Source organism: Bradyrhizobium sp. HKCCYLRH2047, assembly GCF_051168175.1.
Lineage (GTDB): Bacteria > Pseudomonadota > Alphaproteobacteria > Rhizobiales > Xanthobacteraceae > Bradyrhizobium.
Genome location: NZ_JBNPUM010000012.1, coordinates 129,827 through 151,875, shown reverse-complemented (window position 1 = coordinate 151,875; position 22,049 = coordinate 129,827). Strand labels below are relative to the sequence as shown.

Annotated in this window: 22 protein-coding genes and 1 tRNA gene; 7 read left to right on the top strand and 16 right to left on the bottom strand. The window is 65.8% G+C overall.

The genetic code is table 11. From position 1 onward, the window contains the following. Nucleotides 1–96: 96 nt before the first annotated feature. The 5 genes from ACQR1D_RS26080 to ACQR1D_RS26060 form a co-directional block, all read right to left on the bottom strand. Nucleotides 97–654: a nucleoside 2-deoxyribosyltransferase gene (locus ACQR1D_RS26080; RefSeq protein WP_315802321.1), complete on the bottom strand. Its 558-nt coding sequence runs from the start codon at nucleotides 652–654 to the stop codon at nucleotides 97–99. Nucleotides 655–684: 30 nt separating this feature from the next. Next, nucleotides 685–2,610: a 1-deoxy-D-xylulose-5-phosphate synthase gene (dxs, locus tag ACQR1D_RS26075; protein ID WP_315802322.1), complete on the bottom strand. Its 1,926-nt coding sequence runs from the start codon at nucleotides 2,608–2,610 to the stop codon at nucleotides 685–687. Between the two features lie 960 nt (nucleotides 2,611–3,570). Beyond that, nucleotides 3,571–3,822: an exodeoxyribonuclease VII small subunit gene (locus ACQR1D_RS26070; protein ID WP_315802323.1), complete on the bottom strand. Its 252-nt coding sequence runs from the start codon at nucleotides 3,820–3,822 to the stop codon at nucleotides 3,571–3,573. Nucleotides 3,823–3,922: 100 nt separating this feature from the next. Beyond that, nucleotides 3,923–4,852, bottom strand: a complete 930-nt coding sequence (locus tag ACQR1D_RS26065) for a histone deacetylase family protein (protein ID WP_315802324.1) — start codon at nucleotides 4,850–4,852, stop codon at nucleotides 3,923–3,925. 111 nt (nucleotides 4,853–4,963) lie between these two features. Then, nucleotides 4,964–6,640, bottom strand: a complete 1,677-nt coding sequence (locus tag ACQR1D_RS26060; protein ID WP_434839802.1) for a bifunctional metallophosphatase/5'-nucleotidase — start codon at nucleotides 6,638–6,640, stop codon at nucleotides 4,964–4,966. 106 nt (nucleotides 6,641–6,746) lie between these two features. Here ACQR1D_RS26060 and bla point away from each other — a divergent pair, with 106 nt between their 5' ends. Then, on the top strand, nucleotides 6,747–7,634 hold the full coding sequence (gene bla, locus ACQR1D_RS26055) for a subclass B3 metallo-beta-lactamase (protein WP_434839801.1): 888 nt from the start codon (nucleotides 6,747–6,749) through the stop codon (nucleotides 7,632–7,634). Here the strand turns inward: bla and solA are convergent, their stop codons facing one another. Both solA and ACQR1D_RS26045 read right to left on the bottom strand, forming a co-directional pair. Next, nucleotides 7,635–8,828: an N-methyl-L-tryptophan oxidase gene (gene solA, locus ACQR1D_RS26050; protein ID WP_315802327.1), complete on the bottom strand. Its 1,194-nt coding sequence runs from the start codon at nucleotides 8,826–8,828 to the stop codon at nucleotides 7,635–7,637. It abuts the gene before it with no gap. A 21-nt stretch (nucleotides 8,829–8,849) separates the two neighbouring features. Next, nucleotides 8,850–9,614, bottom strand: a complete 765-nt coding sequence (locus tag ACQR1D_RS26045) for a crotonase/enoyl-CoA hydratase family protein (RefSeq protein ID WP_315802328.1) — start codon at nucleotides 9,612–9,614, stop codon at nucleotides 8,850–8,852. 251 nt (nucleotides 9,615–9,865) lie between these two features. On the opposite strand from ACQR1D_RS26045, the gene ACQR1D_RS26040 reads away from it, so the two are divergent. Continuing rightward, nucleotides 9,866–10,681 carry a hypothetical protein gene (locus ACQR1D_RS26040; RefSeq protein ID WP_316218411.1) on the top strand — a complete coding sequence of 272 codons (816 nt, stop codon included), beginning with the start codon at nucleotides 9,866–9,868 and terminating at the stop codon, nucleotides 10,679–10,681. A 29-nt stretch (nucleotides 10,682–10,710) separates the two neighbouring features. Here the strand turns inward: ACQR1D_RS26040 and ACQR1D_RS26035 are convergent, their stop codons facing one another. The 3 genes from ACQR1D_RS26035 to ACQR1D_RS26025 form a co-directional block, all read right to left on the bottom strand. Then, entirely contained in the window at nucleotides 10,711–10,995 is a 285-nt protein-coding gene (locus tag ACQR1D_RS26035; protein ID WP_315802330.1) for a hypothetical protein, read from the bottom strand. Between the two features lie 242 nt (nucleotides 10,996–11,237). Beyond that, nucleotides 11,238–11,606 (bottom strand): hypothetical protein, encoded by a 369-nt coding sequence (locus ACQR1D_RS26030; RefSeq protein WP_315802331.1) that lies wholly within the window; start codon nucleotides 11,604–11,606, stop codon nucleotides 11,238–11,240. 1 nt (nucleotide 11,607) lies between these two features. Next, complete coding sequence (locus ACQR1D_RS26025; RefSeq protein WP_315802332.1) at nucleotides 11,608–11,985, bottom strand: hypothetical protein; 378 nt, start codon at nucleotides 11,983–11,985, stop codon at nucleotides 11,608–11,610. A 518-nt stretch (nucleotides 11,986–12,503) separates the two neighbouring features. Between ACQR1D_RS26025 and ACQR1D_RS26020 the strand changes: the two genes are divergently transcribed. Further along, nucleotides 12,504–13,769, top strand: coding sequence for a DUF892 family protein (locus ACQR1D_RS26020; protein ID WP_315802333.1), 1,266 nt, complete (start codon nucleotides 12,504–12,506; stop codon nucleotides 13,767–13,769). Between the two features lie 159 nt (nucleotides 13,770–13,928). Here the strand turns inward: ACQR1D_RS26020 and ACQR1D_RS26015 are convergent, their stop codons facing one another. Both ACQR1D_RS26015 and ACQR1D_RS26010 read right to left on the bottom strand, forming a co-directional pair. Beyond that, nucleotides 13,929–14,186, bottom strand: a complete 258-nt coding sequence (locus ACQR1D_RS26015) for a hypothetical protein (protein ID WP_434839800.1) — start codon at nucleotides 14,184–14,186, stop codon at nucleotides 13,929–13,931. Between the two features lie 265 nt (nucleotides 14,187–14,451). Continuing rightward, nucleotides 14,452–14,625: a hypothetical protein gene (locus tag ACQR1D_RS26010; RefSeq protein ID WP_434839799.1), complete on the bottom strand. Its 174-nt coding sequence runs from the start codon at nucleotides 14,623–14,625 to the stop codon at nucleotides 14,452–14,454. Here ACQR1D_RS26010 and ACQR1D_RS26005 point away from each other — a divergent pair. Further along, on the top strand, nucleotides 14,597–15,505 hold the full coding sequence (locus ACQR1D_RS26005) for a nuclear transport factor 2 family protein (RefSeq protein WP_434839798.1): 909 nt from the start codon (nucleotides 14,597–14,599) through the stop codon (nucleotides 15,503–15,505). The genes ACQR1D_RS26010 and ACQR1D_RS26005 overlap by 29 nt on opposite strands. 34 nt (nucleotides 15,506–15,539) lie before the next feature. Here ACQR1D_RS26005 and ACQR1D_RS26000 read toward each other — a convergent pair whose 3' ends face one another. Further along, entirely contained in the window at nucleotides 15,540–15,833 is a 294-nt protein-coding gene (locus ACQR1D_RS26000; RefSeq protein WP_434839797.1) for an HdeA/HdeB family chaperone, read from the bottom strand. 562 nt (nucleotides 15,834–16,395) lie between these two features. Here ACQR1D_RS26000 and ACQR1D_RS25995 point away from each other — a divergent pair. Next, on the top strand, nucleotides 16,396–16,704 hold the full coding sequence (locus tag ACQR1D_RS25995; RefSeq protein WP_434839796.1) for a hypothetical protein: 309 nt from the start codon (nucleotides 16,396–16,398) through the stop codon (nucleotides 16,702–16,704). Nucleotides 16,705–16,889: 185 nt separating this feature from the next. Here the strand turns inward: ACQR1D_RS25995 and ACQR1D_RS25990 are convergent, their stop codons facing one another. Beyond that, complete coding sequence (locus ACQR1D_RS25990) at nucleotides 16,890–17,456, bottom strand: hypothetical protein (RefSeq protein WP_434839795.1); 567 nt, start codon at nucleotides 17,454–17,456, stop codon at nucleotides 16,890–16,892. A gap of 904 nt (nucleotides 17,457–18,360) precedes the next feature. Beyond that, nucleotides 18,361–20,139 (bottom strand): acyl-CoA dehydrogenase, encoded by a 1,779-nt coding sequence (locus tag ACQR1D_RS25985; protein WP_315802338.1) that lies wholly within the window; start codon nucleotides 20,137–20,139, stop codon nucleotides 18,361–18,363. Nucleotides 20,140–20,428: 289 nt separating this feature from the next. Between ACQR1D_RS25985 and ACQR1D_RS25980 the strand changes: the two genes are divergently transcribed. Then, nucleotides 20,429–20,503 (top strand) — tRNA-Gln (locus ACQR1D_RS25980). Nucleotides 20,504–20,527: 24 nt separating this feature from the next. On the opposite strand, the gene ACQR1D_RS25975 is transcribed toward ACQR1D_RS25980, so the two are convergent. Further along, nucleotides 20,528–21,187: a hypothetical protein gene (locus ACQR1D_RS25975; protein WP_434839794.1), complete on the bottom strand. Its 660-nt coding sequence runs from the start codon at nucleotides 21,185–21,187 to the stop codon at nucleotides 20,528–20,530. 325 nt (nucleotides 21,188–21,512) lie between these two features. On the opposite strand from ACQR1D_RS25975, the gene ACQR1D_RS25970 reads away from it, so the two are divergent. Further along, the gene (locus ACQR1D_RS25970; protein ID WP_434839793.1) at nucleotides 21,513–22,037 is read left to right on the top strand and encodes a dienelactone hydrolase family protein; all 525 of its coding nucleotides are present in this window, start codon (nucleotides 21,513–21,515) and stop codon (nucleotides 22,035–22,037) included. Nucleotides 22,038–22,049: the final 12 nt, after the last annotated feature.

Here is a 22,049-nt window from a genome sequence, read left to right as displayed (position 1 = left end):
CTCGTATCGCAATTGACGCGCCGTGCCCACCATCTCGATTGCAGAGCGTGGATGGACGGTGGGCACGCTGCACCTGGCGGCGCCGCTTTGCCCACCCTACGAGACCGTGGCCAGCCGCTCCGCCGCTAGCTTCACGCACAGCTCGAACGCCGAGAGATCGTTCCAGACATTCGCCGGCCGCTCGCGCGGCAGCACCAGTGGATGGCCGCGCAGCTCGAGCGCGTGGATCATCATGAGATTGTCGGGCAGGCCGAAATCCTCGACCGTCAGGCCTTCGCCATCGACCAGGCGGCCGTCCTGCTCCGTCACCGCCGTGAAGCGCCGGGCTCGATCGGCGTAGATGGCCGGGTCGTTGCAGTAGCCGAGGCACAGCTTGCCGGATCCGGCCATGTAGCCGAACTCATAGACCGTGCCGGCATCGGCGCCGGGGCCGCGGAACGGCGTGAGATTGGCGATGATGGCATCGGCGTCGTCCATCATCGCCTCGTTGCCATGGAAGATCTGGCGCGAGGCGTCGGAGGAGGCGAGGTCGATGCTGTTGTCGAGGGGGTAAAGGCCGATCAGGCCGTGGCGGTCGCAGATCGCGGCCTTCCGCCGGCCGATTTCAATGGCATCCGGCAGGAACACGTCGGGACCTGCCAGATAGATCTTCATGGCTCACCACTGCGGGACGCAAGCCCGCCCTCAGGCGAGCTTGACCGACTCGGTCGCGTAGTCCTTGCCGAGCGCCTCGAACACCTTGCGGACGATGCCCTTGGCGTCCAGCCCGGCGCGGGCGTACATCGCCGCCGGCGTGTCGTGGTCCTGGAACTCGTCGGGCAGCACCATCGAACGCATCTTCAGGCCGCCGTCCAGCATGCCCTGGTCGGACAGATACTGCATCACGTGCGAGCCGAAGCCGCCGATCGAGCCTTCCTCGATCGTGATCAGGATGTCGTGCTCGCGGGCGAGCTTCATCACCAGCTCCTCGTCGAGCGGCTTCATGAAGCGCGCATCGGCGATCGAGGCGGACAGGCCATGGGCGGCGAGCTCGTCGGCCGCCTTCTCGCACTCGGCCAACCGGGTGCCGAACGAGAGCAGAGCGACCTGCTTGCCCTGGCGGATCATGCGGCCCTTGCCGATCGGCAAGGGAACGCCCACCTCGGGCATTTCCACGCCGCGGCCTTCGCCGCGCGGATAGCGCACCGAGCTCGGCCGGTCGTTGATCGCGACCTGGGTCGCCACCATGTGTACCAGCTCGGCCTCGTCGGAGGCCGCCATGATCACCATGTTCGGCAGGCAGCCGAGATAGGCGTTGTCGAACGAGCCGGCATGGGTGGCGCCGTCGGCGCCGACCAGGCCGGCGCGGTCGATCGCGAAGCGCACCGGCAGGCTCTGGATGCAGACGTCGTGGACGATCTGGTCGTAGCCGCGCTGCAGGAAGGTCGAGTAGATCGCGCAGAACGGCTTGTAGCCTTCCGCCGCGAGGCCGGCGGCGAAGGTCACCGCATGCTGCTCGGCGATGCCGACGTCGAAGGTGCGCTTCGGGAACGCCTTGGCGAAGATGTCGATGCCGGTGCCCGAGGGCATCGCGGCCGTGATGCCGACGATCTTGTCGTCCTTCTCGGCTTCCTTGACCAGGCTCTGGCCGAACACGTTCTGATAGGCCGGCGCGTTCGGCTTGGCCTTGGCCTGGGTGCCGGTGGCGATGTCGAACTTGGCGACCGCGTGATATTTGTCGGCTGCCGCTTCCGCGGGCGAGTAGCCCTTGCCCTTCTGGGTCACGACGTGGACCAGGATCGGGCCGGTCTCCATGTCGCGGACGTTCTTCAGCACGGGGAGTAGATGGTCGAGGTTGTGGCCGTCGATCGGGCCGACGTAGTAGAAGCCGAGCTCCTCGAACAACGTGCCGCCGTCCATCATGAAGCCGCGCGAATATTCCTCGACGCGGCTGGCGCGGTTGGCAATCACCTTGGGCAGATGCTGGCCGAGCTGCTTGGCGGCATCGCGCAGGGTACGGTAGGTCTTGCCCGAGTAGAGGCGGGACAGATAGGCCGACATCGCGCCGACCGGCGGCGCGATCGACATGTCGTTGTCGTTGAGGATCACGATAAGGCGGGAGTTCATCGCGCCGGCATTGTTCATCGCCTCATAGGCCATGCCGGCGGACATCGCACCGTCGCCGATCACGGCGATCACGTTGTTCTTGCCGCCCGACAGGTCGCGCGCCACGGCCATGCCGAGGCCGGCGGAAATCGAGGTCGACGAGTGCGCAGCGCCAAACGGATCGTAGTCGCTCTCGGCGCGCTTGGTGAACCCGGACAGGCCGCCGCCGGTGCGCAAGGTGCGGATGCGGTCGCGGCGTCCGGTCAGGATCTTGTGCGGATAGGCCTGGTGGCCGACGTCCCAGATCAGGCGGTCGCGCGGGGTGTCGAATACGTAATGGATGGCCGTGGTCAGCTCGACCACGCCGAGACCCGCGCCGAAATGGCCGCCGGTCACCGAGACCGCGTCGATGGTCTCCTGGCGCAATTCGTCGGCGACCTGCCGGACCTGCTCGACCTTCAGCCGGCGCAGATCTTCCGGGGTCTTGATGGTGTCGAGAAGCGGCGTCTTACTAAATGTGGTCACGGTGACATTCCAATTTTGCAGGTCGGGTTCAAGGGCCGACATCTGAGAGGTTCATCGTAACGGGCGGCGAAACCTGAGGTCTTGAAGGTCACATCCGCGCGGATCGAAGCCGCAGTCCGAAGACTAGCCGGGTTTGGGATCGATCTATGTGATGTAAGTCACTCTTGGTGGCCTTGCCGTCCTCGTTAGTCGCCCAAGATCGCCAAGTCGTTCAGCCAAGTGAGTTTTGCTAGCTCTTGCAAGCGCTTAGATTCCTCTCTCTGGAGAGGATGGACACTTCCAAAAACCCGCAGTTGCGAGAAGCTTTACACCAAAGTGCGTCTTAAAGCCAACCCGGCGGGCGTTGGCAAGCCCGCAAACGGTACCTTTGCGCCACGTCTCAACCGCGGCGGCGTGCCGGAGGTTCCAGTGCGCTGCTCAAATCGACGGCAGCCAGCGCTCCGCAATAGACCGGGGACGCGAGCTCGGTCCAGGCTTTTTCCCGCGGCACAGAATCCGCCGATGCGGCGATTGCGCGCGCCGCGGCGCGGTGAGCCATGCGTTCGCGTAAGGGGATCGGTCCGCGGACGATCATGAAGAAGTCGCCGGCGTGCGGCCTTTCGTGGGCCGTCACGAAGCGGACGCGGAAGGCCTATGAGCGCAGCACGTTGTCATGATCGGGCCCGGACGCTTGCAGCCGTGGACCGGCGCGATCATGGGATCGGGGACGCCATGGTCGAACTGCCAGGATCCAATCGTGTCGCATGGTAAACGAAGCACGTAGCGGCGGCTCTCGATCGGTGAACGCGGGGCAGAGACTTCGCCAGGGGGCACTTGGCGGCCAAGCCCGTCGACAATGCAGCTGCTCCGATGTGCGGCCGAATTGCACGATTGAGAGGCGCTCCGACCGCGCGTGAAAGTCGCGCCGGACGGCAGCGAAATAAATCCGGACTGTTGCCCGGAGAGGCCCGCCGCTAGCCGCTATTGCACGTCGAGCGGTACGGTTCCCGCCGCATGGCCGCTGGCGTCGGTCGTGATCTTCTCGACCCGGGCCTCGGCCTGGCGCAGCAGTTCCTCGCAGCGCCGCTTCAGCGCCTCGCCGCGCTCATAGATCGTCACCGACTCCTCGAGCGGCACCTTGCCGTCCTCGAGCCGCTTCACGATCGTTTCCAGCTCCTCGATCGCGCGCTCGAACGACAGCTTCTTGACGTCGGTTACGGTGTTGTCCGCCATGCGGGTTCCCTGCAGCTCACTCAACTCCGGGGCCGTGCTTTTACACCCCGCTCGCGGCCCTGTCAGGCCCTGCCGGGGTGGATCGGCCGGAACCTGGGGATTACGCCCCGGTCAGCGCCGCGACGTGGGCCGCGACGGATTCCTTAAGCCCCTGAAGGTCATAGCCGCCCTCCAGGACCGAGACGACGCGGCCGCCGGCGGTCTTGTCAGCCAGATCCATCAGCTTGCGGGTGACCCAGCCGAAATCCTCGGCCCGCAGGTTGAGCGACGCCAGCGGATCGCGATAGTGGGCGTCGAAGCCGGCCGAGATGATCACGAGCTCCGGGCTGAACTTGGTGAGCTGCGGCAGGATCAGGTTCTCGAAGGCGGAGCGGAACTCGAGGCTGCCGTCCTCGGAGGCCAGCGGCGCGTTGACGATGGTGTCGTGCTCGCCGCGCTCGCCGCGGGCGCCGGTGCCCGGGAACAGCGGCATCTGGTGGGTCGAGCAGTACATCACGCTCTTGTCGGCCCAGAAGATGTCCTGGGTGCCGTTGCCATGGTGGACGTCGAAATCGACGATGGCGGCGCGCGCGATGCCGAAGGTGCGCTGGGCGTAGCGCGCGGCGATCGCGACATTGTCGAAGAAGCAGAAGCCCATCGGCTTGGCGATCTCGGCATGGTGCCCGGGCGGGCGCACCGCGACGAAGGCGTTGCGGTGGCGGCCGGACATCACCGACTCGGTCGCCGCGACCGCGCCGCCGACGCCGCGCATCACCGCTTCCCAGGTGCCCGGCGACATCGAGGTATCGCCGTCGAGATAGATGATCCCCGAGGTCGGGGCCATATGGCGCAGCTCGGTGACGTAGTGCTCGTTGTGGCAGAGCAGGGCGAGCTCGATGTCCGCCTCCGGGGCCTCGTCGCGATCGAGCAGGGCGAAGCGCTCCTCGGTCAGGGCCTCCTCGACCGCGCGCAGGCGGTCGGCGCGCTCGGGGTGGCCGGACGGCGTGGCGTGATCGAGGCAGGCTTCATGAGAGAGATACAGCGTCGACATCAGGGCTCTGCCACTCGCGCGTTGCGGGAGTGCCCAATCTATGCGCTGAACGCAGCCTCGGAAAGAGCCCCGCGGGCGATATGACCGGCTTTCCGCCAGGCGTGCGGGGCGTCACGAGGCCTTGTTGACGATGCGGCCGCGCGGCGGCGGGGCCAGCGGGTTGTTGGCCTTGAGATAGGTGAACAGCGCCTCGTCGTCATAGGGGCCGGTGATCGGATCGCGGCCGCTCTTGAACGCGGTGAAGCCGTCGCCGCCGAGCGCGAGGTAGTTGTTGATGGTGACCCGGTAGGATGCGGTGGGATCGATGGCCTTGCCGTCGAGCATCATGCTGGCGGCATCGATCCGGGCGCCGGCAGATTGTTTGGCATCGAAGGCATAGGAGAAGCCGCTGGAGACCTGCAGGATGCGCGGCCGCGCCGGGTCGAGCCATTGCTGCTCCAGCGCGGCCTTGATCTCGGCGCCGGTCAGGGTGACCGTCATCAGCTGGTTGCGAAACGGCTGGCTCGCGAACACGTCGGCATAGGTCACGGCGCCGTCGTCGCGGCGGACGAGATCGGTGCGGATGCCGCCGGGATTGGTCATCGCGATCACCGCGGCGCCCTTGTCGGCCGCCCGCGTCGCCGCGAGCTGGGCATCGGCGACGACGTCGCCCAGCACGCTCTCGCCGGACGCATCGGGCATCCGCGACAGCGTTGCGCTGAGCACGCCGGCGGGCCGGTTGGCGTAGGGCGCGGCGAGCTTCTCATAGGCGTCGATCAGCGCGGTCTGTGCCGGATCCTTCGGCAGTGTGGTGTCGACGACGATGTTGGTGGCGGTCGCGCTGATCACGTCGCGCGTGGTGCGGTCGAGCTTGACGTCGATCGCGGTCACCAGCGTGCCGAACTTGTCGCCCGAGGTGACGAGCCGCTTGTCGATGGTGCAGACATAGGCCTGGTGGGTGTGGCCGGAGATCACGATGTCGACCGCGCTGTCGAGGTCCTTGACGATGTCGACGATCGGCCCCGACAGCCCGGGACATTCGTTCATGCCGCCGGACGGCCAGCCGCCCTCGTGGATCAGCACGACGATCGCCTGCACGCCCTTGGCCTTCAATTCCGGGATCAGCGCGTTGACGCTCTCGGCCTCGTTGCGGAAGTCGAGGCCGGCCGCGCTCGCCGGCGAGATGATGCCCGCGGTCCCCTTCAACGTCAGCCCGATGAAGGCGACCGGGATGTCCTCGAAGGTGCGGATCTCGTAGGGCGGAAACACCGTCTTGTCGGTGCCGGCGAGGAACGTCGACGCGGCGAGATAATGGAACTTGGCGCCGGTGAACGGCTGCGGCCCGCGGCAGCCGTCGGTCGGATGACAGCCGCCATTCTGCATCCGCAGCAGTTCGGCCTTGCCCTCGTCGAACTCGTGGTTGCCGACCGCCGACAGCGCGAGCCCCATCTGCGACATCGATTCGATGGTCGGCTCGTCGTGGAACATCGCGGACAAAAACGGGCTCGCACCGATCAGGTCGCCGGCGGCGACGAAGATCGTGTTGGGCTGGCCGTCGGCGAGCAGCTTGACGAGGCTCGCCATGTGCTCGGCGCCGCCGGCTGGAACCACGGTGGTCTTGGTCGGGTCGGCGGGATCGGCGACGCGGATGCCGGAGGAGGGCGGCTTCAGATTGCCGTGGAAGTCGTTGATGGCGAGGATGCGCAACGCCACCGGCTCGTCCTCGGCCGAGGCGGGCGGGCCGGCGATGCTTGCAACGGCGGCGCCGGTCAGCAGGCAGGCAAGCGCAAAGCGGGACAGACGGCTCATGGCAGGGTCACGTGTGGTGCAGGTCCGACGGCGGAAGCGCGATTGCCCCGCCGCGGTCGCAATGACATAAAAAGATTTCATAACGACAATACATCGGGAGGCCGGAATGAAAAGAATGATGCTGCTTGCGGCGACATTGTCGCTGGCCGCCGGCTCCGCTGCAGCGCAATCGCTGCCGGACCTGATGAAGCAGATGGTCGCGGCGTGGAATAAGCCGACCGAGCCGTTCAAGGTGATCGACGACGTCTACTACGTCGGCACCAACGGGCTGGCCTCCTACCTGATCACGACACCGCAGGGCCATATCCTGATCGATACCGTGATGCCGGAATCGACCGCGCAGATCGAGGCCAGCATCGGCAAGCTCGGCTTCAAGGTCGCCGACATCAAATACATCCTCAACACCCACGCCCATATCGACCACACCGGCGGGCTGGCGCAGATCAAGCAGGAGACCGGGGCGCAGATGGTGGCGGGCGCCAAGGACGTGCCGCTGCTCGAAGGCGGCTTCTATCCGGGCCGCGAGGAGGAGCGCTATCTCGGCTTCCCGCCGGTCAAGGTCGACCGCGCCGTGCGCGAGGGCGACACCGTCACGCTCGGCGGCGTGACGTTGACGGCGCACGAGACGCCGGGCCATTCGCCGGGCTGCACCAGCTGGACGACCGACGTGAAGGACGGCGACGCCACCCGCAGCCTGATCTTCTTCTGCAGCGCCACCGTGGCGTTGAACCGGCTGGTCGGCCGTCCCACCTATCCGGGCATCGTCGACGACTACAAGAAGACCTTCGCCTGGGCCAAGACGGCGCATCCCGACATCCTGCTGGCGCCCCATCCGGAGATGTACGACATGGCCGGCAAGCGGGCGAAGATCGCGGAAGGCGCGGCCAACCCGTTCGTCAAGCCGGGCGAGTTCAACGCCTATCTCGACAAGCTGGAGACGCAGTTCAACGAGGGGCTGGCCAAGCAGACGGCGGCGCTGCAGTCCGGCAAGTAGTCAGGCCGGATCGGCGGCGGCCAGCCGGTCCAGCGTGAAGCCGGAGAGATCGACCCTCGGTGTCTCGCCCCGGGCCATCGCGGCGAGCGCCTCGCCGACCGCCGGCGAATGCTTGAAGCCATGGCCGGAGCAGGCCGAGGCGTAGATCACGTCCGCATCGCCGGGATCGCGGTCGATGATAAAGCGGCCGCCCGGCGCGTTGGTATAGAGGCAGACCTCGCTGCGCAGGCAGCGCGGGCCGAGATCCGGCACGAAGGGGCGGACATAGGTCTCATAGGTCGCGGCGATTTCGTCCGGCGTGACCTCGCGCGCGACGTCGTCCGGATCGGTCTCGCCGGTCAGCACTTCGTTGGCGATCTTGACGCCATTGTCAGGCGAGCCCAGCCACGGAAAGCCGTAGATGTCGGAGGCCGCGCGGTCGCGGCCGGTGACGTCCCAGATGAAGACCGGCGCATCCGGACCGAAGCGCTCCGGATGGGACAGCACCTCGAACCAGTACAGCACCTGGCGGGTGACATTGACGCGGCGGCGCAGCGGCGCGATCAGCTCGGTGATCCACGGCCCGGTGGTGACGATCAATGTGTCCGCCGAGGCCGTCGCGCCGTCGTCCAGGGTCACGACGAGGGCGCCCGCGGCACGGCGAAACGCCGCCACGCGCCGGCCGGTCACGAGCTCCGCGCCATGGCGCGCGGCCACCGCAAGCTCGGCGCGCACGCAGTCCTCGACCATGAGATAGCCGCCCTCGCGATCGAGGAAGGCGCGGTCGTTCGCCGCGGTGGCAAACGCCGGAAAGGCGGCGCGCAACTGCTCTGACGACAGCGTCTCGCCGTCGACGCCGTGCAGCCGCGCCGCGGTTTCGATGTTGGCGAAGAACTGCGCGCTGCTGACGCCGTGGACCTCGCCGCCATCCTGGCTCGGGATGAACAGGCAGCCGCATTGTTCGAACAGCCGTGCGCCGGTCTCGCGCTCCAGCTCCCGCCACAGCACGTGCGAGCGCTGCGCCAGCGGCGTGTAGTCGACGCCTTCGCCGATCGCCGCGCGGGTGATGCGGGTCTCCCCATGGGTCGAGCCGAATTTGTGCGGCGGCTGGAAGCGGTCGATGCCGAGCACGCGCTTGCCCGCCTTGGCGAGATGCAGCAATGCGGCGCTGCCGACGGCGCCGCAGCCGATCACGATGACATCAAACTGCGCCATGCGCGCCCGCCGCGGCTCCGCTCATTTCTTCTTCTTGCGCGACAGGAACGCCTTGAACGCGCCGACCGCCTCCTCGGAGGTCATGCGCTCGGCGAACAGATAGGCCTCCTGGTCGATGCGGCGGGTCAGCTCGTCCGGCGCGGTGCGGATCAGCCTGCGCCCGATCGCGACCGCCTCGGCCGGCAGCCGGCAGATGTCGCGCGCCACCTTGTGCGCCTCGACCTCGGTATGGCCCGGCGCCACCACCGTATTGACGAAGCCCGCGATCTGCGCATCCTCCGCGGTCATGGTGCGCCCCATGACCAGCATCGCGAACGCGCGCTGATAGCCCATGGTCTGCGGCATCAGCAGGCTCGAGGCGCCCTCCGGCACCAGGCCGAGATGGATGAAGGGCGTCGAGAACGTCGCCGTGGTCGACGCCAGCACGTAGTCGCAATGGAACAGCATCGTCGTGCCGATGCCGATCGCGACGCCGTCGACCGCGGCGATGATCGGCTTGACGTTATGCGCCAGCGAATACAGGAACTTGGTCGCCGCCGACGTGCGCGCGGCGTCGCTGCCGGCATTGCCGGCATGCAGGAAATCCTCCAGATCATTGCCGGCCGTGAACACGCCGGAGCCGCCGGTGATGATGATGCATCGCACCAGCGGGTTGTTCTGCGCGGTGTCGATCGCATCGCTCATGCCGAGATACATGGCCTGGGTGATCGCGTTCTTCTTCTCCGGACGCCGGAGCTTGATCGTCCGCGTCTCGCCCTCGTCGGTGACGATCAGATGGTCGGTCATGGGCTCCTCATGCGTGTGCGCCGGCCGCTGCGTTGCCGCCGGCCATTTGTCCAGTCCTGCATCTCACCGCAGCCTACATCATCCGCTGGTCGCGCCAAGGGCTGAAGCGGTCATTGGTCGCGAAGGGAATGCGGGCGTGACCGGAGGCGAGCGTTCGCCATGAGTCTCGCCGTGGTTTACGACTGGTTTGCAACAGTATCGGCGTCCGCTATCGTCCCGCGCAGAACTGCGATGTTTTGCAAGGCAATTCGATGACCAAGCTCTTTTCAGTACTGCTGTCGCTTCCGCTGCTCTGTCAGGTCTTCCCGGGGATCGCTGAGGCTGCCGCCACCGACCGCGCGCTGCTGTCGCTGTTCTGCGCGCCCGGCGCGATCGCGGGCACCACCTGCAAGCGCGCCAGATCCTATCCCGACTCCGAGGGGCGCCGCTGTGACGTCACCCTGAAGCCGGAGCGGCAGCAGGGACGTTTCCTGGCCTCCAGCAATCCGCTGCTGCTCGTGAGCTATGGCAGTGGCTGCGAGCCGCACGCGACCGATTTCGGCGGCGCGGTCGTGTTCGAGCAGGTCGGCGGCGCCTACAAATTTCGCGGCTTCCAGCCGGGCATGCAGGTGGATGAATGCGTCATCTCCACCACCAGGAACGAAGCGCAGGACGTGCTCGTCTGCCTGACCGGGCATATGGGGCAGGGGGTGGTCGAGACGGGCGTGGCGCGCGTCGGCTTCGCCAATGCCAGCGGCGGGCCCATCGAGATGTCCTATGATTTTCTGCTGCAGGCCGAGGACACGACGGGAGCCTACCTGACCAACATCGTTACCTGTTCGGAGCAGCTCAAATATTTCGATCTGTCGAAGCTCGCGGCCGGGCCGAGCCCCGGAACGGTCGTTGCGGACGTGAGCTACGCCGACCGCGAGACGATCGAGACAGCCTGTGGCAAAGGCTTTCCGAAGCCGAAGGATGCGGAAGACATGCGCGAGCCCGCGGCGGGCGAGGGCTCGGTGCCGCAGGGTTACGCCAAGACCGGCAGCGTTGTCATCGACATCGCGAGCCGCGCGGCCAGGCTGCGCTGAGGGCCGACGGCGACGCCAAGCGCACCGTCTCACGCGGCGATGCGGCCGCCGCTGAGCGTTCCCCGGGCGGTGTAGGTCTGCAGCCCCGTGCTCGGCGGCGCTGTGGAGACCGTCACCCCGGTTGTGCCGTCCGAATAGGTGGTCGTGGTGATGATCTCGCCGGCGACCGTGATCGAGACCTTGCTGATCACGATCCTGCTCGCCGTCGGGACGCCGGCCGTGCTGACCGCGGAGCGCGATCCCGTTCGCGCCAGGGCGGTCGCCGCCGGGGCTGCTGACGTCGTGGTGACGGAGCCGATGGCATTGATGGGCATGGCTCGCCTCGCTCGGATGTGAGGCCGATGCGGGCTGCGGATCCGGTGCTGACGTCCGCACCCTGCGACGGGACTGTCGTCGCCTTTGGCCTCGTGCGTGAGGTCCGCCGCGAGGCTCGCGCCGCCGGGTTAACAATGTCTCAACGCGCCTCGCGGCGTTTGGGCGCGCCGCAGGGCCCGCGGGCGTCGGGCTGCCCCGTCGTGGCGCGACCGGCCGCACGCGATCGATCCGCCTCTGCCGCCTATTTGGCGCCGTCGGACCGGGGGACGGGCGCTGCGCGCGAGGCAGCGGCTGGAGCCTGCTGGCGGACGGCCTCGCGCCGCAAGGCCTGCTCCAGCACCACCAGCCGCGTCGCCATGCGCGTCAGTTCGTCATGGACCGAGCCCTGAACGCCCTGCACGGCGTGCTGCACCTCGCGCAGTGCGTCACGCTGGGTCTCGGCCTTGAGCACCCTGAACTCGGCCTCGATCGAGGTCAGGCGCTGGTTCACCGCCCGGATCGCCTCGGCGATCTCCTTCTGGCCGTCCTGCAGCGCGCGCACGTGATCGACCAGCCGCAGATGATCGGTCAGCTCCTCGACCGTCTTGCCGATGTTGCTGCGGCCCCACATCCTACTTCACCGACCTCAGCAGGTTCCTGATCGTCGCCAGATGATCCTCCGGCGATCCGAGTCGCGCCGAGATCGCGCTCATCAGATCCTTGCGCAGCTCCGACAGCTCGTCCTCCGGCACGATCCGCTCGGCTGGCTCATCATAGGGCATCCGCCGCGGCTCGACCTCGACGGGGCGTGGCGCGACGTCGAAATAAGGCGGCCGCTCGTAGACCGGGATGTGCGGCGCCTGACGCGATGAGGTGATGCGTGCCAGACCTGGAAATCGCGGCGGCGGCGTCCGCGCGGGACGTTCGATCTGGTCGATCAGCGCCGCCAGCGCGACATCCATGTTGCTGTCGTCAGGCTCCTCTTCGACGACGTAGGAGGGCTTCCGCACTGTCGCCCCATTCGCGGGCGATGATAGCGTAAACGACGATGCGTGGTCGCGGAGTCGCTCGATGACCCGGCGGACTCGCTCGCCGAGACCTGGCTTCTCCCTGGCCGGTGTTCGCATCAACATGTCACTCTCCAGCGGAACAGCTTAGGCGAGCAGGGAAAACCTTAGCAAGAGGCCATCGTTCAGCTGCCAACAGGATGTCGCGCAGTAGCCCGCGCCCGGCGGCGCATGCGCTGACCCCCGGCAGGTTCCTCTTGCGGATCCCTGGCACGAACGCGCGAAGCGCCGATGACGCCGGCAACCCAGGTGTGAAGTGCGTTCCGGCGTGCATATGGACCTGGCCGGCGGGGGAGCTGGTTTGACGCGGCGTCGCCCCTGACCCTTCGTGCCGTGGCCGGCCTGCCGGGGCCGCGCGGCCGGCAGGAACGCGCAAGGCCATCAGTCGGAGGTAAGGAACAACCGTGATGCCCGGCCGTTCGGACCTTGCTTGCCGTCCCCGCAAACGTCCGAGGCCTTCCATGTATCACCACGTCAAGAAGCTGATGTTCACCGTCCGTGTCGACGAGCCCGATCCGCGCTTCGGCAACATGCTGCTGGAGCAGTTCGGCGGCGCCAATGGCGAGCTCGCCGCCGCCATGCAGTACTCGATCCAGGGCCTCAATTGCGAGGACCCCGATCGCAAGGACCTGTTGATGGACATCGGCACCGAGGAGCTGAGCCATCTCGAGGTCGTCGGCACGCTGGCCCGCATGCATCTCAAGCCCGCCAAGTTCGACCGCGAGGCGGCCGAGGCCGATCCGCTGATCGCGATCGCCGGCGGTGGCGGCGTCAACCTGTTCAACTCGCAGGGCAGCGCCTGGACCGCGGACTATCTCAAGATCACCGGCGAGCTCGACGTCGACCTGCGCAGCAACATCGCCGCCGAAGCCCGCGCCAAGATCGTCTATGAGCGGCTGATCAATTTCACCGACGATGCCGGCACGAAGGACGCGCTGCAGTTCCTGATGACGCGCGAGATCACCCACATGAAGGCGTTCGCGCTGGCGTTGGAGAGCATGAACAAGCCGGCCTTCAGCATCGGCCGCATCGCGCCGACGCCGGGCCTGGTCGATCAGTTCTTCAACGATTCCACCGGCACCGGCGACCACGGCGAGATCGACACCCGCGGTCCCTGGAACGAGGGCGGCGACTGGGTGTTCACGGAATCGCCGGCGATCCAGGCCGAGAACGGCGCGGCCAATGCGATCGTCACCGAGAGCTCGCCGCCGGCCGACGAGGCCGGCCTCGGCGATCTCCTGATCGAGGAGCTGCGCGACATCCTCCACGCCGAGAAGCAGCTCACCAAGGCGCTGCCGAAGATGGCGGAGGCCGCGCGCTTCGATCAGCTCCGTGAACTGTTCGAGCAGCATCTGGCCGAGACCGAGGCGCAGATCGAGCGCATCAACGAATGCTTCGAGCTGCTCGGCAAGACGCCGCGGGCAAAACCCTGCAAGGGCATGATGGGCCTGGTCGAGGAAGGCCAGGAGATCATCGCGCAAGGCGAGGACAAGGAGGATGCCGCCGCCGATCTGGCGCTGATCGGCGCCGCGCAGCGTGTCGAACACTACGAGATGTCCGGCTACACCACCGCGCGCAATCTCGCCCAGCAGCTCCGCCACAGCGCCGTCGTCGCGCTGCTGTCGAAGTCGCTGGCCGAGGAGGAGAACGCCGATCAGCTCCTCAACCAGGTCGCCCGCTCGCTGATGTCGGTCGCCAAGATGCCGGCGGCGATCGAGCAGGCGTGAGCATCGTGTGTAGGGCGGATCAGCGAAGCGTGATCCGCCACTTTCCCAACATCGCGGGCTACGCCTTCGGCTAACCCGCCCTACACGTCTGCCAAGGCGTCATGGCCGGGCTTATCCCGGCCATCGCGCTGCGCGTTGTCGCGCGATCCGTATCTCGATCTACTCCGTGTAGCTCCGCCACCGCTCCGCCCGGCGGAAGTGGATGGGCGTCAGGCATCGCCGTGCGCGGCTGATCTGGGCCTCGGTGGCGCCGCGGCTGCGCGCATACATCTCGGCGACCTCGGCGGTATATTTCTCGACGTAGTAGCGGACTTCCGAACAGGACATCCGGGTCTCAGGACCGGCCTCGTTGGCCGCCTGCACCTCGGACCCCATCGCCAGGATCAGAATCCCCGCGCCGATCACACCCCGCAACATCGACATCCTCCCCATTGTCGCAGCTGCCTGCTAACAGGCGTGACTCGGCGGGCGAGGGCAAATTAACAATGGGCCGCGCACGACATCGCGCGCGGAGTGTTGCTTCATGGCGTCAGTGCGACGCGACGAGCGGTCGCCGCGCGCCTCTGCGACGCTGGCAAAGTTCCTCGTTCGGAACCGATGCGTTCGAAAGCCGCCGCGTTTTCTGGGCGCCGCGTCGTCGCTCGGCCCGGTGCGCAGGACGGGCAGGCAATGCGGGCCAGTCTCAGGCCGTCACGCTTTGGCTCGACGCAGCCGTGCTGCCGGCCGCGCCATTGGTCGCGCCCTGCGCATTGTAAGTCTGCGCGTTGTTGCCGCTCTCGTTCGAGGCCGCAGAGGTCTTGGTCACCTCGGTCGAGCCGTCGGAATAGGTGATCGTCGTCGTCGTGATCCCGTCCAAGGTGATCGAGACCTCGCTGACCACGGTCTTGCCTGACGACGAGCCGCCGTTGCCGGAGGAGCTCTCCGACGTACTGCTGGATGAGCTCGTGGCCGATGATGTTGAAGTCGTCGAGGTGGAGGAGGTGGCGGTTGTGGTCGGGACCGAGGTGATGGGCGTCGTGACGGAGCTGATCGACATGGGAGTCTCGCGTGAAGAGGGACCGTGCCGCGCAAGCCGCGCGGCTCGCTTCTTCAACGCAGCGGCAGCGCGGAGCTGGCGCGACGAGTTGCGTCCGAATGTGTCGCGACGCTGCCCTCGACACATGATGACGTCGGCAGCGTTGTCGCCTCCCGCGCAGGCGCCATCGATGCTATGGCCGCGCTTCAGCTCTGAGGTACGGGAGCACGGTTGTCGAGAGCGAGTCGATCGAAGAACTCAATTGAAAGTAGAGATGTCAGTCGCTAAGGTCTCGTCCGAACGATGGGAGGGAGCGATGGCAAATCGTGATGAACTTCTCGAACGGGTCAGGCGCGCCTACAAGGCCCGCGATGCCGGCGCACTGGATGATCTGATGGCCGAATTTCATCCAGATGCCGTGTTCACGCTGGCAGGCGACAACACCACCACGGCGATGGTCGGCTGCATGCGCGGTCATTGTGACATCCGGCAGGGCGTAGCCAGGCTCATCGATACTTTCGAATTCGTGCAGCGCCAAGTCCTCGCCGAGCTGGTGGATCAGGACCGCGTGGTGGTGCATTCCCGCGCCGTCGTCCGCAGCCAGCCGACGAAGATGACACGCGAAACCGACATCCTCGACCTGTTCCGGATCCGCGACGGGAAGATCGTCGAATTCCTTGAGTTCGCCGACACCGCGCTGATCAAGGCCATGGTGTCCTGACGCATGCGCGGGAGCGCGACGACGCGTAGTGCGGCTACTTGCCGAGGATCTTCTCCGCGGCGGTCACAATGCTCACCGTCGGATGCTCGGCGCAATATTTGCCGAACTTCTTGGCGTTTTCGACGAACACCTCGGTGTCGAAGATGGCCTCGTCCTGGTCGCCCTTGTACCAGCCGTCGAGCCAGATCAGCACCATCTGGATGCCGTTGTCGCCGCTTTCAGCGAACTGCTTGCAGCTCATGGTCGACAAATCGAGGACGACCGCCGACGCCGGCGCAGACGACAGCATCAGGGCAGCGCCGAACAGCGCGGCAACGACGGATCTCATATTCATTCTCCGAATGACTTTGATGAAAAACAGCGAACTATTTAGAGCCTTCCCAAAGCCTTCGCCAAATGGGGGCGAACTGCGTGACCGTGGTCGCGCCGGAACCAGGCCAGGTAGAACTGGAGGGATCGACGACGGAAGTCAAGGGCGGCGAAGGTGAGTCGCGCGACAGCCGGCTGCATGCGACGCAAATCCTGCACGCGTCAGGACCATCGATGCGAGCCGGCTGTCGCCAGCGTGCTGGGTCGCCTTCGCCGCTGACGAGGTGCCGAGAGCGCTGGGGGAGGTTGGGGGATGCGCCCCGCATGGCGGTACCTCGACCAGATCTCATAGCTAAGTAATTGCACCGTCGCCGTAATGCGTAGTGTCAGGCCCGATCATATCGTTGGCACAGACGAGTTGCATCCATCGCAACCGGATAGACACCGGATTGATCTGCCTCAAGCTGCGCGTATCGATATTGAAGCACGCTGTAGTTGCCGATGAGAGGATGAACAACAAGGAGAGGGCAGATGCCGAATATAATATCAGTTATGCAGCCGCGCGATGAGGGGGGACGACGATGGCAGTAGTTGCTCAATACATAGTCAAGCCGCAACCCGGCAGCGACCTCGCGGAGCTTATCAACATGACAGCAGAAATTGCTGCCCTCTGGCGGACCTTCGGCGGCAACGTAAAGCTATGGTCTCCCTCAGTGGGCGAGGTTGGGAATTTGGTTCTCGCGGTAGGCTTCCAGACCTTCAAAGCGTACGGCGATGCCGTCGACAAGTTGTACGCGAGTAAGGCGTTTCACGATTGGCAGGCAAAGAGATTGAAGTCGGGAATGACCGAATGGGTCCGAGATAGTGTCGCGGTTGAAATTTCAATCTGACAACAAGCCAACGGATGCCAAGCCCAATCGGGTGACATAATCTGTCCCAGAAGCATAGAGCCGCAGGTTGCGGTCCTGCGGCGAGTCGTCCGCGCGCTCGCCATCACGTGGCAACGATCGATTGGCAGTTCTAAAACTAGTCGAGCGGATCCCACTCCGCCTTGGTCTGGGTCAGCGTGGCGAACTCATAGCGCGCGATCAGGGCGCGCGATCAGGCCGAAATTGCCGCCGCCGCACATGTGCCCGCCGAGGCCGACGGAGTCGCAGGATCCAGCCGGCAGAGTGAGGCCGAAGTGCCAATGGAGCCGGCGGTAGAGGTCCCAGTTGGTGCCGCCGCTCTGGGCGTAGTAGACACCCTGTTGCGCGTCAAAACCGATCTCGTCGAGCAGGCTGACGTCGATGAGGGCCAGCGTCTGCTCGGTGAAAACGAAGTCCTCGTAGCAGTGGCCTCCACCGCTCACCTGGACATGGCCGGGACCGAAGCCGACCGCCTTGGCGAGCGCGACCTGTGCGCCTTGCTCGGTCAGCGGGACGAAGATCACCGCGCAGTTCGGCGCCAGCCAGCGCCGATTGAAGCCCTGTGTGAGCCCGACGAATTGTGGACTGTTCGGCTCCAGCACCAGCAGGTCAGTCCCGGCGGCGGCAACGAATTCGGACTTTGCCTGCGCGGCCGGCCGGCCCGTCGATGCGAGCAGGCTGGCGATCGATCCGCCGGCGGTCGCCCGCCGCTTCAACAGTCCGTGTATCTCCATGACCGCCTCCCTCTCGCGTCCTGAATCCGCATCCTTCGCATTGGCCCCGTGTCCCGCACCAGACTGGCGGGGGTAAGGGATGCAACTCTCCGCCGCGTCTTCAGTCTGTGATTGAATTGATGGCCCGAGGTGCGATCGAGGGCTGCTGGTGGGCTGCGGCTGGTTGGCCGCGCCCGACGGGCAAATCATGGTAATCCGAAAACTTCTGTCAATGGATTCTGAAAAACATAAATTGCTTTTCGTCTCACCCAAATCAGCATTATGGTCCGCGCATCCCGTTGCACGGTAGGGGACGGTTCGCGGTCGTCACGGACGTTGGCAGCGGGATGCGGTGGACGCGGGTGGGCGCAGTGCCGTTGGCACGGACGAACGGCTGCTCGCGGACGGTGAAGGCGTGTGGTTCTGATACTCCGATGCTAGTATCCAGCGCGATGCGCGAGAGCGCATTGTCGCGACATGGTGGCCAGAAAGCCCGGTGCACCAGGAAGAGCGCGCTATAGCCCGTTAAAACCATCGCGCGGGGAAGGCCGGGTCTGTCCGGCTGTACCTGTGGTGACTGCCGCCTGCTTTTTTTCTGCAGGCGGGCCACGGGCCTCAGCCGAGGTCCGGCCTTCCTCGCGCCCTCCACTTGGTGAGGGCGGGACTCAAGGGCATCACTCGGGCGCGCAGCGCGTCGCGAGAACGCGGATGCTCATGCGTCGTTCAACCATGAGCGCTGCTTGAGGTGTGGATTGGTATTGCCGCGTCGCTGCGATCGCGATCACGGAATGTTGGGCAGGCGCGTGCTACAAACTCAGTTGTCATTCCGGGCTCGCCCTGCGGGCGCCCCGGAATGACGATGCGGAGAGGATTGCGCCGGACAACGATGTCTCGAGTCCCGGCGCGTGGCTGCGGCAATGAGTCCTCACGCCACCAGCACGGCCTCCGCGGCGAGCACGGCGTCGGCGCCGTCGGTGACGGTCTTTTCCAGCGACGGCGCCTGCACCGCGAACGTCTCGGCGAAGAAGCGGGCCAGCGCGACGTGGCGGGCGCCGTCGGTCTCGTTCTCGCTGCGCGCGGCCAGCGCCTCGTTGGCGAGCATGCAGCCGCCGAGCGCGGAGCCGAACAGGCGCAGGTAAGGCGTGGCGCCGGCGAGCGCGTCGTTCGGCGCGGTGCCGAGCTTGTCCAGCAGCCAGCGGCTGGAGCGGTCGAGCGCGCCCAGCGCGTCGCGCAGCTTGGCGCCGGTGGTGCCGAAGGCCGGATCGTTCGAGGCCTCGACGCGGCGGACGATCTCGGTGAGCTCGTCGAGCAGCTTGAAGACGGAGGCGCCGCCATTGGCGCCGAGCTTGCGCGTCACCAGGTCGATCGCCTGGATGCCGTTGGTGCCCTCGTAGATCGCGGTGATGCGGGCGTCGCGATAGTGCTGTGCGGCGCCGGTCTCCTCGATGAAGCCCATGCCGCCATGGATCTGCACGCCGAGATAGGCGACCTCGTTGCCGATGTCGGTGGAGAAGGCCTTCGCGATCGGCGTCAGCAGCGCGCCGCGCGCGGCGGCCTCGGCACGGACGGCCGGATCCTTGGCGCGCACGGCGACATCGAGCGCGACGGCGGTGGCGTAGCAGATCGAGCGCGAGGCGGCGGTCAGCGAGCGCATCTGCATCAGCATGCGCTTGACGTCGGGATGGGCGATGATCGCATCGGAGCCGGTGCCTTTGCTGCCGACGGCGCGGCCCTGTTTGCGCTCCTGCGCATAGGCCAGCGCCTGCTGATAGGCGCGATCGGCGACGCCGACGCCCTCGAGGCCGACGCCGAGCCGCGCCTGGTTCATCATCGTGAACATGCAGCGCATGCCGGCATTCTCTTCGCCGACGAGATAGCCGATGGCGCCGCCATGGTCGCCCATCGTCATGGTGCAGGTCGGCGAGGCGTGCATGCCGAGCTTGTGCTCGATGCCGCTGGCATAGATGTCGTTGCGGGCGCCGAGCGAGCCGTCGGCGTTGACGAGGAATTTGGGGATGAGGAAGAGCGAGATGCCCTTGGTGCCGGCCGGCGCATCCGGCAGCCGCGCGAGCACGAAATGCACGATGTTGTCGGTCATGTCGTGATCGCCATAGGTGATGAAGATCTTCGAGCCGGTGATGCGGTAGGTGCCGTCGGCGGCGCGCTCGGCGCGGGTGCGCAAGGCGCCGACATCGGAGCCGGCCTGCGGCTCGGTCAGCTGCATGGTGCCGGTCCACTCACCGGAGATCAGCTTGCCGAGATAGATGTCCTTCAGCTCGTCGCTGCCATGCGCGTCGAGCGCCTCGATGGCGGAGAGTGTCAGCAGCGGGCACAGGCCGAAGGCGACGTTCGAGGCGCTCCAGATCTCGGTGCAGGCGGCGTTGATGGCGAGCGGCAGGCCCTGGCCGCCATGCGCCTCGGGGCCGGACACCGCGTTCCAGCCGGCCTCGGTCCAGCGCTTGTAGGCATCGGGCCAGCCCGGCGCGGTCGTCACCTTCTTGTCGGCGAGCTTGACGCCGTTCCTGTCGCCGATCGTGTTGAGCGGGGCGAGCACGTCGGTGGCGAACTTGCCGGCCTCCTCGAGCACGGCGGCGGTGATGTCGGGGTCGAAATCGCCGTAATGGCCGGCCTCGACCGCCGCCTTCAGCCCGGCGCCGTGGTTGAGGGCGAGCAGCATGTCGTTGAGCGGGGCGCGATAGGTCATGGCGTGTCCTCGGGGGTCGAAATTTGCCGGTTTGGCCGCCGTCATCCCATGAAACCGGCCGGGTCTCAACTTTTTCGCAAGTCGTTGCGGCAGGCCGCCGCGGCGGCTCGGGACGGGCGGGATAAGAGCTTGTCCAAATTGACGAATTGGCGGCAGCCCCGGATCACTTGGGCGCGCCGTAAAATTCCTGCCGCCCGGCGGTTGAAATGGGCGGGCGCGCTCTGTAGACCACGGACGCCGATCCGGAATCGCCGTGCGTCTCCACGCTACGCCGATCCGCCGAGCCTGATGGGGCGTAGCCAAGCGGTAAGGCAGCGGATTTTGATTCCGCCATTCGGAGGTTCGATCCCTCCCGCCCCAGCCAGATTTCTGCTGCCCGGTCAGTATCTTACATTTTCACGATTTTGTTGTTCTGAAACTCGCCAGAGACCGCATTCTGAAACTCCGTTTGCGTTGTGTTCGCCAAGACGTGAGCTCGTCGTTTGCGTGTGGCCGCAAGGATGCGCGGAGCTGTGCGCTCGGCATAGCCGGCGTAACTTTCCTTTGTGCAGTGTGCCGACAGGGCGCGCCCCTGTCCCTCCGTAAGTTCGGCTTCCTCAAGTTCGGTCATCCCGCCATGCCGGCAGGCGCCAAGACTGTCAGCAAGCCCTACTCGTTCTCCGGCATGCAGAAGATCGTTCAACGGATGCGGAAGGAAATTGGTCTGCCCCTCACGTTCACACTCGACGGCGAATTCGGCCGGGTATAGTCGGTGAACTACGCGCCATGCCTTGCGGCATAGGCCGACGAATTTTTCGCCGCGCCGAAAGAGGACACTTTCGCCCGCGCTATTCGCGGCGCGCGGGGTGATACTCTTGATCGGCAGCGATCCGATGCGCTCACCTTTTTTGTTTCGCAGATCGCAGACGGCTTGCATGCTGTGCTCATAGCTTGGCCACGACCGCTTCGAGACCTTCTCAAGATACGCCTTCGTCTGCTTATATTCGCGGAAAAGCCAGTCAAGCGACCCGACGCGCGCTATAGAAGCTTTCGCGTAGATCACACCCAATCTCGCTCGAAGAGCGCCATTTTCCGCTCTCCGTGACAATTGGTGATTGTAAGATCGTCACCGGAGAACCGGACACTCATTGATCTGTGTCAAGAAACGAAGCCTATCGAGAGGACAAGGTTGCGGCCTCTACCGAGGAGCCGCTTTATCGATGGCACAGGTAAGAAGTGACACCCACGACATCCGGATCCCGCCGATTGGTCTTGCAGGAGTGTTGCATGTTCCGGGAGATGCCTATGCAATTGTCGCCTTCGTACATGGGAGTGGTTCAAGTCGGTTGAGTCCGCGAAACCGGGCGGTCGCAGACGCATTGAACACCCGGGGTATGGCGACGCTTCTATTCGATCTTCTCACCGACGATGAAGAGGATGATCGGGCCAACGTCTTCGATATCTCGCTGCTAGCGGACCGGCTCGCTGGCGTTGTCAGCTGGCTGGATGCACAGCCGTCTCTCGCAAGGCTTCCCTTGGGCCTGTTTGGGGCCAGCACTGGAGCTGCGGCTGCACTCGTTGCGGCCGCGAAATTTCCCCGCCGCGTGAGGGCTGTCGTATCGCGGGGCGGCCGGCCGGACCTTGCTGGTGACTTCCTTGATGAAGTTCGGGCCCCCACCCTCCTTGTTGTGGGAGGAGCGGACGTCGGCGTGATCGAACTCAACAAGGAGGCGTTGGCACGGCTGCAGGGTTTGAAGGCCTTGGAAATCATTCCGGGTGCCAGCCACCTGTTTCCCGAGCCGGGAGCGCTGGAGGCGGTTATTGAGCATGCTGCTCGCTGGTTCGAACATTATCTCGGGGCTGGCTCGGAGAAGTCGGCGCCCGGTATCGGGACCGAAAACGAGCGCAAGGGATCGTAGCGCCGTTCGCCG